This window comes from Virgibacillus byunsanensis, assembly GCF_042675965.1.
In the GTDB taxonomy this organism is placed as follows: domain Bacteria; phylum Bacillota; class Bacilli; order Bacillales; family Amphibacillaceae; genus Virgibacillus_R; species Virgibacillus_R byunsanensis.
This window is the reverse complement of record NZ_JBHTKJ010000077.1, coordinates 1-9,104: the sequence shown is the minus strand read 5'-3', so window position 1 is coordinate 9,104 and position 9,104 is coordinate 1. Positions and strand designations below refer to the sequence as shown.

The 9,104-nt window shown below is 37.6% G+C and carries 9 protein-coding genes and 1 pseudogene; all 10 read right to left on the bottom strand.

Annotation, left to right across the window (positions count from 1 at the left end):
- Positions 1 to 259 precede the first annotated feature (259 nt).
- The 10 genes and pseudogenes from lysS to ACFQ3N_RS20350 all read right to left on the bottom strand — a co-directional run bounded on the left by lysS (position 260) and on the right by ACFQ3N_RS20350 (position 8,647).
- Positions 260 to 1,765 (bottom strand): lysine--tRNA ligase, encoded by a 1,506-nt coding sequence (gene lysS / locus ACFQ3N_RS20395; RefSeq protein ID WP_390365085.1) that lies wholly within the window; start codon positions 1,763 to 1,765, stop codon positions 260 to 262.
- 138 nt (positions 1,766 to 1,903) lie between these two features.
- A pseudogene (gene dusB, locus ACFQ3N_RS20390) lies at positions 1,904 to 2,879 on the bottom strand (tRNA dihydrouridine synthase DusB).
- A 3-nt stretch (positions 2,880 to 2,882) separates the two neighbouring features.
- Positions 2,883 to 3,107, bottom strand: coding sequence for a helix-turn-helix domain-containing protein (locus ACFQ3N_RS20385; RefSeq protein ID WP_390365083.1), 225 nt, complete (start codon positions 3,105 to 3,107; stop codon positions 2,883 to 2,885).
- Positions 3,077 to 3,589, bottom strand: coding sequence for a 2-amino-4-hydroxy-6-hydroxymethyldihydropteridine diphosphokinase (folK, locus tag ACFQ3N_RS20380; RefSeq protein WP_390365082.1), 513 nt, complete (start codon positions 3,587 to 3,589; stop codon positions 3,077 to 3,079). Before folK ends, ACFQ3N_RS20385 begins: the two co-directional genes overlap by 31 nt.
- On the bottom strand, positions 3,586 to 3,951 hold the full coding sequence (gene folB, locus ACFQ3N_RS20375) for a dihydroneopterin aldolase (RefSeq protein ID WP_390365080.1): 366 nt from the start codon (positions 3,949 to 3,951) through the stop codon (positions 3,586 to 3,588). Before folB ends, folK begins: the two co-directional genes overlap by 4 nt.
- Positions 3,944 to 4,771 carry a dihydropteroate synthase gene (gene folP / locus ACFQ3N_RS20370; protein ID WP_390365078.1) on the bottom strand — a complete coding sequence of 276 codons (828 nt, stop codon included), beginning with the start codon at positions 4,769 to 4,771 and terminating at the stop codon, positions 3,944 to 3,946. Before folP ends, folB begins: the two co-directional genes overlap by 8 nt.
- Before the next feature lie 217 nt (positions 4,772 to 4,988).
- The gene (gene cysK, locus ACFQ3N_RS20365; RefSeq protein ID WP_390365076.1) at positions 4,989 to 5,921 is read right to left on the bottom strand and encodes a cysteine synthase A; all 933 of its coding nucleotides are present in this window, start codon (positions 5,919 to 5,921) and stop codon (positions 4,989 to 4,991) included.
- Positions 5,922 to 6,048: 127 nt separating this feature from the next.
- Positions 6,049 to 6,951 carry a peptidylprolyl isomerase gene (locus ACFQ3N_RS20360; RefSeq protein ID WP_390365075.1) on the bottom strand — a complete coding sequence of 301 codons (903 nt, stop codon included), beginning with the start codon at positions 6,949 to 6,951 and terminating at the stop codon, positions 6,049 to 6,051.
- A 15-nt stretch (positions 6,952 to 6,966) separates the two neighbouring features.
- On the bottom strand, positions 6,967 to 7,848 hold the full coding sequence (hslO, locus tag ACFQ3N_RS20355) for an Hsp33 family molecular chaperone HslO (protein WP_390365073.1): 882 nt from the start codon (positions 7,846 to 7,848) through the stop codon (positions 6,967 to 6,969).
- A gap of 25 nt (positions 7,849 to 7,873) precedes the next feature.
- On the bottom strand, positions 7,874 to 8,647 hold the full coding sequence (locus tag ACFQ3N_RS20350; RefSeq protein ID WP_390365071.1) for a type III pantothenate kinase: 774 nt from the start codon (positions 8,645 to 8,647) through the stop codon (positions 7,874 to 7,876).
- Positions 8,648 to 9,104 lie beyond the last annotated feature (457 nt).

The following is a 9,104-nucleotide window of genomic DNA, read 5'->3' as shown; positions in this document are numbered from 1 at the left end:
TATGTTTTTTAAAGATGTTTTTAAAATGTTTATTGCTGTCTTAATGCGACGTTTACTAATTTACCATGATTATTCCCTTAAATCAAGTGAAAATAACAAGAAAAAAATGGTATTTTAAATATGATCCACTTTTGTACTATTATATATACTTCTACCCTGCTATAAAAAAGTAGATGATCTTATAGGTGAAACACTACCTTTATAGATCATCTACCTGTGTATTACCCTATTTACTAGTTACTAAACCCAAAGGAAGTAATTATTTGTTACGCATTTGTGGAAATAGAAGAACATCACGAATTGATGGTGAGTTGGTTAATAACATTACTAAACGATCAATCCCAATACCTAATCCACCAGTTGGCGGCATACCATACTCTAATGATTCTAGGAAATCTTCATCCATTAAATGTGCCTCATCATTTCCTTCATCTCTTTCCTTCACTTGTAATTCAAAACGCTCACGTTGATCTATAGGGTCGTTTAACTCACTGAAAGCATTCGCATGCTCACGGCCGACAATAAATAGTTCAAAGCGATCGGTAAAACGCTCATCTTTTTCGTTTTTCTTTGCTAGTGGTGAGATCTCAACTGGGTGGCCGTAAATGAAAGTGGGCTGTATTAATTCTTCTTCCACCTTTTGCTCAAAAAACTCATTAACAATATGACCAAATGTCATCGTATTCTTGATTTGAATACCATGATCTTTAGCTAATTTCCTTGCATCATCATCGCTCATTTCCTCCCAGAAATCCACACCAGTATACTCTTTTACGGCATCAACCATGTGTAATCTTTTCCACTGTGGTTCCAGGTTCACTTCATAATCGCCATACATAACTTTCGACTCACCTAGTACCTCTTTTGCAATATGCGCTATCACATTTTCGGTTAAAGCCATAATGTCGTGGAAGTCTGCATATGCTTCATATAATTCTATCATTGTAAACTCAGGATTGTGTCGTGTAGATACTCCTTCATTACGGAAAACCCGACCTATTTCGTATACTTTTTCCAGTCCACCTACAATTAAACGTTTTAAATGTAGTTCAATTGCAATTCGCATATATAACGGAATATCTAACGCATTGTGATGTGTTTCAAATGGACGAGCTGATGCCCCTCCAGGAATACCATGCATCATTGGTGTTTCCACTTCAAGAAATCCTTGGCCATCTAAATAACGACGCATCGATTGAATGATTTTACTGCGTAATACAAATGTTTCTCTACTATCTAAGTTTGTAATTAAATCTAGATAGCGTTGACGATATCGTTGTTCCACATCTTTAAGACCATGGTATTTCTCAGGTAATGGGCGTAATGACTTTGTTAGGATTTGGAAATCTGTTGCCTTTACAGACAATTCTCCTACTTTTGTTTTAAACATTACTCCTGTAACACCAACAATATCCCCCATGTCAGTTGTTTTAAAAATTTCATATGCTTCTTCACCGATCATGTCTTTTCGTACATATAGCTGAATTTGTCCACTTACATCCTGGATGTGCGCGAAACCTGCTTTTCCTTTTCCACGCTTAGTCATAACTCGTCCGGCAATTGTCACTTTATCCGCTTTTTCTTCAAGTTCTTCTTTTGAAAATTGATCGTAAGCTTCCATCAATTGCTTTGATAAATGAGTTCTTGTAAATTTACCTCCAAATGGATCGATACCTTGTTCTTTATATGTTTCTAGTTTCTCTCTGCGAACCCGCATATGATCATTTAATTCTTCTGTCACTTTTATCACTCCATTATCTTTCATTAAGTATTGTTAACCGATTCTCGTTCTAACTAATCATTATATAGAAAAACAACTTTACTTGCATGTCTTAGACCTAATAAAAACACTGCCAGTAAAATTACTGGCAGTTAATTCTCATTCGTTAATGTGAAATCACGCTTAAGAAACTTGACTCGCCATTTCTAGTTCATTTGCATACGTGTATAAAATATCTAACAATCCTTCACGTGTTTCGATATGGTTGATACGACTTCTTACTTTTCCATTTCCACGAAGTCCTTTCAAATACCACGCTGCATGTTTCCTCATTTCCATGATCGCCACTTTTTCACCCTTTATCTTCACTAAACGATCCATATGAAGCATACACACATCAATTTTATCTTTAGGTGTTGGATCACTGATTAATTAACCTGTTTCCAGATAATGAACAGTTTGATAAATAATCCAAGGATTCCCTAGAGCTGCACGGCCAATCATTACAGCATCTACACCAGTTTCATCTAATCGTTGCTTTGCTATTTGTGGACTATCGATATCTCCATTGCCTATAACCGGAATGTTAACAGCTTGTTTAACCTGTTTTATAATATCCCAGTCGGCATAACCTTCATACAATTTTTTTCTTGCTCGACCATGTAGAGCTAGTGCTTTTGCACCTGCTGCTTCAATTGCTTTTGCATTATTGACACTTCATCCCAACCACTACGCATCTTAACAGTAACCGGTTTATCAACTGCCTCTACAACTGCTGAAACCATTTCGTGAATTTTATCTGGGTCCAATAACCAACGAGCACCAGCATCACATTTTGTGATTTTTGGCACAGGACAACCCATATTGATATCAATAATAGAAGCGTTTGTTTATTGGTCAACGACTTTTGCCGCTTCAATTAAAGTATCTTTCTCACCACCAAAAATCTGCAGACTCATCGGCATTTCTTCTTCATCTATAAAAAGCATGTTCATTGATTTTTCATTCTTGTTTACAATTCCTTGTCACTAACCATTTCGGCTGTCACAAGCCCAGCTCCGAATTCCTTAACGGTCAAACGGAATGCATAGTTAGAAACACCCGCCATTGGTGCCAGAACAACTCGGTTTGGAACTGTAATATCTCCAATCTGAAACATAACTTAATCCTCTTTTACGGTTTCACCCGCTACTAGTAATTCTTCTTTTGATATATATAACGTGTCAGCTATTTGACTTAACAATTCTTCAGAAGGTTTTTTGGTTCCTCTCTCAATTGGGCCAAGTACTGCAATTGGTAGATTAATTTCATTTGCAAAGCTCGTTTGTGTATAGCCTTTCAATTTACGAAATGCCTTTATTCTTCTTCCAATTCTTTTTGTGTCCATATAGTTACATCCTTTATGTCGGTTTCTGAAAGTTGTTTTATTAAATCTCGTACACGTTTATTCTGAGTCGGCAAAACAAAATCTGGTGCAATTTCTTCCAACGGGATTAAAACAAATGCACGTTCGTGCATTCTTGGGTGCGGAATTATCAATCGCTCTGTTTTTCTATTTTCTTGATTATAAAGCAGTATGTCAAGGTCTATTGTACGAGGACCGAAACGGATCTCTCGTTTCCTACCTAACTGCTTTTCAATGGATTGACAATAATCCAGTAATTCCTCCGAGGTTAATCGTGTATTTATAAGGACAACCCGATTCAAAAAATCCGCTTGATCAGTATAACCTACGGGCGCCGTTTGATAAATGGAAGATTTTCTCTGTACCTCTATACTTTCATGCGCTTGTAGTAAATCTAGTGCACTTATAAGGTGACTACTTCTTGGCTCAATATTAGTGCCAAACGCTATAAATGCCTGATTCATACTGTACGCTCCCGAAAAATCTCTACAGCTACCGATTGATAGTGCCCAGGAATTGGTGGATCGGGCTTTGTTACTTTTATCGTACATGCTTTTAATAAATTAAACGAAAGAAATAGTTCACGAGTAATGTCTTCAGCGACAGATTCAATAAGATTTTTGGATTCTCCTTCAACCACTCGCTTGATTAATTCATATACATGTCCGTAATCTATGGAATCATTCATATCATCTGATTGGGAGGCTTTTTGTAAGTTGACGTTCAATGAGACATCGACATAATAACGTTGCCCCAACTTTTTCTCCTCTGGAAAAAGACCATGATAGCCATAAAACTCCATTTGATTCAATAAGATTTTATCCACTGACATCTACCCCTTCATCAAGCATAGCATCCATCATTTTTGCCAGTTCAACATTCATTTTGACATTATGAACTCGAACAATCTGCACTCCTTTTGTAATACCCAAACATGTTGTGGCTCCTGTCCCACTGTCACGCTCTTGCGGTGAAACGTCCAAAACCTTACCAATGAATGTTTTACGGGAAGTACCTAATAAAACAGGATATCCCATTGTTGTAAATTCTTCAAGATGATTCATGACAACTAAATTATCTTTTGATGTCTTCGCAAAACCAACACCTGGGTCAAGTATAATATTATGCTTCTTAACGCCTGCACGTAATGCAATATCTATACTGCCTGTTAAATCTTGCTTCATATCATCAATAAGTGATGTGTAATTCTTGTTTGTTCGATTATGCATTAAAATAATTGGAACATCATAGTGTGCCGCAACTCCTGCAATCTCAGGGTCTTTTTTGGCACCCCATACATCATTTATAATCTCCGCTCCCGCTTCAATAGCTTGTGTTGCTGTTTGTGCTTTATAGGTATCTATAGAAATAGGCACGTTAACTTTTTCTTTTACCGCACGAATGATAGGTATTACCCTGTTTAATTCTTCATTTACATTAACTGGGTCATGATCTGGCCTAGTCGATTCACCACCTATATCAATAATATCTGCACCTAATTTCTCCATTGCTACAGCTTGTTCAACAGCTTTCTCGATTGATGTATAATTACCACCATCCGAGAAGGAGTCAGGTGTTACATTCAAGATACCCATAATATGAGTGCGTTTAGATAAGTCATATATTTTTGTTTTTGTTTTTAGCATAACTTGCAACCTTCTTTCCTACATTTATCCGTTTTCTATACTACCATACATTAGAAACATTGCGGAAGTGTCCGTAGAGGAGTAATTGGAAGATTAGAAAACTCGGCTTATCGCCAAGCCTTAGTTGTATGTAGCTAAGAAAGTTTTATCATTTCGCAGCTACCAAAAAAGGACTAGCACCTTTTGTATCGGTGCTAATCCCCTTATATCAAATTCCTTACTTGTTTTCTTCTTCAAACTGATAGAGCGGTGTAGATAAATAACGCTCACCATTATCTGGTAATACAGTGAGTACTTTTTTGCCCTTGCCTAATTGTTTAGCAACCTTTTTGGCTGCTGCGACTGCAGCACCTGCTGAGATTCCACCTAATATACCGTTTGTGATTGCCACCTCTCGTGAGGCTTCAAATGATTCATCATTAGATACGCGGAGCACTTCATCATAGATTTCTGTATCCAAGATTTTTGGTACAAACCCAGCTCCAAGCCCCTGAATTTTATGTGGCCCGGGAGATCCACCAGACAATATAGCTGAATCTTCTGGTTCAATTGCATAAATTTTGATTCCATCAAAATGTTCCTTTAGTACTTTACCAGCCCCAGTTATCGTTCCTCCTGTACCAATCCCAGAAACAAATGCATCTAGGCCATCGCTCATCTGTTTCACAATTTCATTTCCTGTTGTACGTGCGTGTACTTCTGGATTTGCTTCATTATTAAATTGTTGTGGCATGAAATAATCATGTTTCTCTTGTAATTCCTCGGCTTTTTTAATAGCACCTTTCATACCATCAGCACCCGGAGTTAATACCAATTCTGCTCCATAGGCGCGCAATAAATTCCTGCGCTCTTTACTCATCGTGTCTGGCATAACTAATACAGCTTTATAACCTTTTGCTGCAGCTACCATAGCCAAACCAATTCCTGTGTTTCCACTAGTAGGTTCAATAATCGTGTCGCCATCTTTAAGAACGCCTTGTTCTTCAGCTGCTTCGATCATGGATAACGCAATACGATCTTTTACGGAACTTCCTGGATTCATAAATTCCAATTTTAAATAAATATCTGCACAATCTGCATCTGTTACTCGATTAAGCTTTACTATCGGTGTTTCACCGATCAAACCTGCTATATTGTCAGCAACTCTCATGAATATTCCTCCCAATTCCTAGTGTTTTTGTAGGATTTAATTATAATGTACGTGGAATATAAAAGAATGTCAACAAAAATACATCATAAATAACTGATTATTTAAAAACCTTGTTGTGATATATATCCTACTCTTCATATATCCAATCTATGTCTACTTTATCCCATAATGGAGAAACAGTTAAAGATTGATCCAATTCATCTAAAGCTAATTCATTTTCTACATATGGTTTAATTTCATCATACGTAAATGAAATAGAAGGAAGCTTACTATGAAGATACACAATAGCTACGCCACCACTCTCTGCATGAAACGGTTCACTATACGTGTGTTCATCCATTTCAGAAACAACTTCATTATAACCTCTGGGCACAAACTGACTTGTATTTACAAAATAGCCTAAGTACCCACCACTGTCTCTTGACTCTTCATCTGTGGAGTATTCTTGAGCAAGCAAATCGAATGATGCACCATTATCGAGTTCCTCTTTTACCTTATCAGCTGTCTCTGAATTTTGTACAACAATATGAGAGATCTGCATGGATGCTTGAAAATCATACTGCTTTTGATATGTATCATAATGAGTGCGAATCTCTTCTTCAGGGATGGATGTTTCATCCGTTAGTAAGGATTCCAACTGATATCGATACAAAATATCATCGTACCATTCATCTTCTTTTTTTTCTGTTCGCTCTTGTGTCATTACTCCTTGTGTCATCTTAAGCAATGAAATTTCCCGTTCAATAACTTTATCGCTAATTTCGATATTCGCCTCTTCTGCAAGTTTTTCTACAACTGTTCGATCAATCATGCTCTTTAATTGACTCTTGCCGTACCCATTTCTTAAGGCAGTCATCCAATTGTCATATAATATTTCTTCTTCTCCAATTGTAGCGACAGGCTCTCTGTTATCAATTTGTGTTTCTCCTTCGTCCAACACCATTGGCTCCTCTTTATTCCAGAAAAGTAATGTCGCGATGTTTGTAATAAGTAATACAACGATAATTGCTAATAAAAGTCTTCTCGACATAATCTACACCTTTCCTTATTGGTCGTTGGATTGTTTTATAGCTTCAAGCTCACTTTCTGTGAAACGGTAATTTTCGTTACAAAAATGACAAGTAGCCTCCGCTCCATGATCTTCTTCTATCATCTTTTGAATTTCCTCATTACCTAACCCGCTAATAGCTTGTTCCAAACGTTCTTTAGAACATTTACAGCGGTATTGCATTTCAAGTTGCTCGTGAACTTTTACTTCTTCCTTGCCAAAGAGTCGTTCCAAAATTTGTTCTGGAGAATTCCCCTCTTGAATTAGCGTGGAGATAGCTGGGAAAGATTGGATCCTATCTTCTAATCGTGTAATCATTTCTTCATCTGCACCAGGCATTACTTGTATGATAAACCCACCCGCAGCTAATACGGTATGATCCGGATTTATTAATACGCCTGCACCAACTGCAGAAGGTACCTGTTCCGAGTTTGCAAAGTAATACGTAAAGTCTTCGCTAATTTCTCCTGAAGTAATTGGGACTTGTCCTGTAAAGTAGTCTTTTAATCCTAAGTCCTTAACAATACTTAGATTTCCTTCTGTACCCACTGCGCGTGCAACATCAAGTTTTCCATTAGCATTTAGATCAAAATCTACATGCGGGTTCGTTACATATCCACGTACATCTCCCTTGGAATTTGCATCAGCTACCATAACACCTAGTGGACCGTTCCCTTCAACCTTCACCGTCAAGGAATCCTCACCCTTTAACATTGCGCCCATCATAGCTGTTATGGTAATAGTACGGCCTAAAGCAGCAGACGCAGTTGCCCAAGTATCCTGTCTTCTTCGTGCTTCTTCTACTGTATGTGTAGAAATGGCTGCATACGCTCTAACCATTCCCTGATAAGTTGTTGCCTTTACTAAGTAATCCTTCATGATGATTAACTCTCCTTTATAGTTGTTACATATTCTTATTATTTTGGTAGATTAAGTATAAACCCTTTAGTGTTAAATGAGGATCTACAACATCTATTGTATCTGAAGCATTAGAAATCAAAGGCGCTAAACCACCTGTCGCTATCACGGTTGGCGCTTCAATTGATTGTTTCTTTATACGATTTACTATTCCATCTACTTGTCCAACATATCCATAGAAAAATCCAGATTGCATCGCCTCTACAGTAGAAGTTCCTACCACATTCTGAGGAGCTTCTATTTCAATTTTAGGGAGCTTGGATGCCTTAGCGTATAATGCTTCCATTGAAATATGGATACCTGGTGCAATTATACCCCCGTGATACTCATTCTTCTCATTTATATAACAGTATGTAGTTGCTGTACCAAAATCAATAATGATAAGAGGACCTCCATATGCATCAATAGCACCCACAGCATTAACAATACGGTCTGCACCAATTTCCCTGGGATTTGGATAGCTCATTTTTAAACTATATCGAACTGAATCTTTACCAATAACAAGTGCTTCTTGGTTAAAATAATACTGACACATTTTTTCTAAAGCAAACATAATAGGAGGAACTACCGATGAAATAATTATTCCTTGTATATCAGCAAAGGTAATACCTTTGTGTTCAAACAAAGATTTTATAAGTATACCAAATTCATCCTCTGTTTTATAACGGTCTGTTTTTATTCTCCATTCATATATTAATTCATCTTCTTTGAAAACACCCAGCACAGTGTTCGTGTTGCCTACATCTAGAACAAATAGCATTACGACCAACCTTCCAAATTAGAATAACCAACCTAAATTTCTTATCTTTTAAATATACCATATTTTATTTTTAGAAATAAGAACAAAAGCTAGAAGCGACTGTTTAGCGACGTATGGGCTGCGCCCGTGCATCGCGGGTAGGTCGACGTTGCCGCAGAAAGCGGCGAAGTTAGTCGATCTTCCTTAAAGGAAACATGCCCCTTCATAGGGGTATGCCGACGTTGGGCCGGGAGTCCGTTTTTAGTCGGCCTTCCTTCGCTAAGCGAATCGATGTTGACTTATCGTAAGGAGGATCAGGAAGCCCACTAGCAGCACGGGCGCTGGCGCTGGATGCAGCTTACACAGTCAATAAATTTTCCACAGAATTCAAATTATATAATTTCCTAGACTATTAGAAAACTTGGCTTATCGCCAAGCCTTAATGGGTCAAGTAGGAGGGGACCTTTCCTCAAGGATT

Excerpts from the sequence above, each read along its gene's own strand:
- lysS (WP_390365085.1), bottom strand. The coding sequence starts at position 1,765 with ATGAAAGATAATGGAGTGATAAAAGTGACAGAAGAATTAAATGATCAT.
- ACFQ3N_RS20385 (WP_390365083.1), bottom strand. The coding sequence starts at position 3,107 with ATGGACACAAAAAGAATTGGAAGAAGAATAAAGGCATTTCGTAAATTG.
- folK (WP_390365082.1), bottom strand. The coding sequence starts at position 3,589 with ATGAATCAGGCATTTATAGCGTTTGGCACTAATATTGAGCCAAGAAGT.
- folP (WP_390365078.1), bottom strand. The coding sequence starts at position 4,771 with ATGCTAAAAACAAAAACAAAAATATATGACTTATCTAAACGCACTCAT.
- cysK (WP_390365076.1), bottom strand. The coding sequence starts at position 5,921 with ATGAGAGTTGCTGACAATATAGCAGGTTTGATCGGTGAAACACCGATA.
- ACFQ3N_RS20360 (WP_390365075.1), bottom strand. The coding sequence starts at position 6,951 with ATGTCGAGAAGACTTTTATTAGCAATTATCGTTGTATTACTTATTACA.
- hslO (WP_390365073.1), bottom strand. The coding sequence starts at position 7,848 with ATGAAGGATTACTTAGTAAAGGCAACAACTTATCAGGGAATGGTTAGA.
- ACFQ3N_RS20350 (WP_390365071.1), bottom strand. The coding sequence starts at position 8,647 with ATGCTATTTGTTCTAGATGTAGGCAACACGAACACTGTGCTGGGTGTT.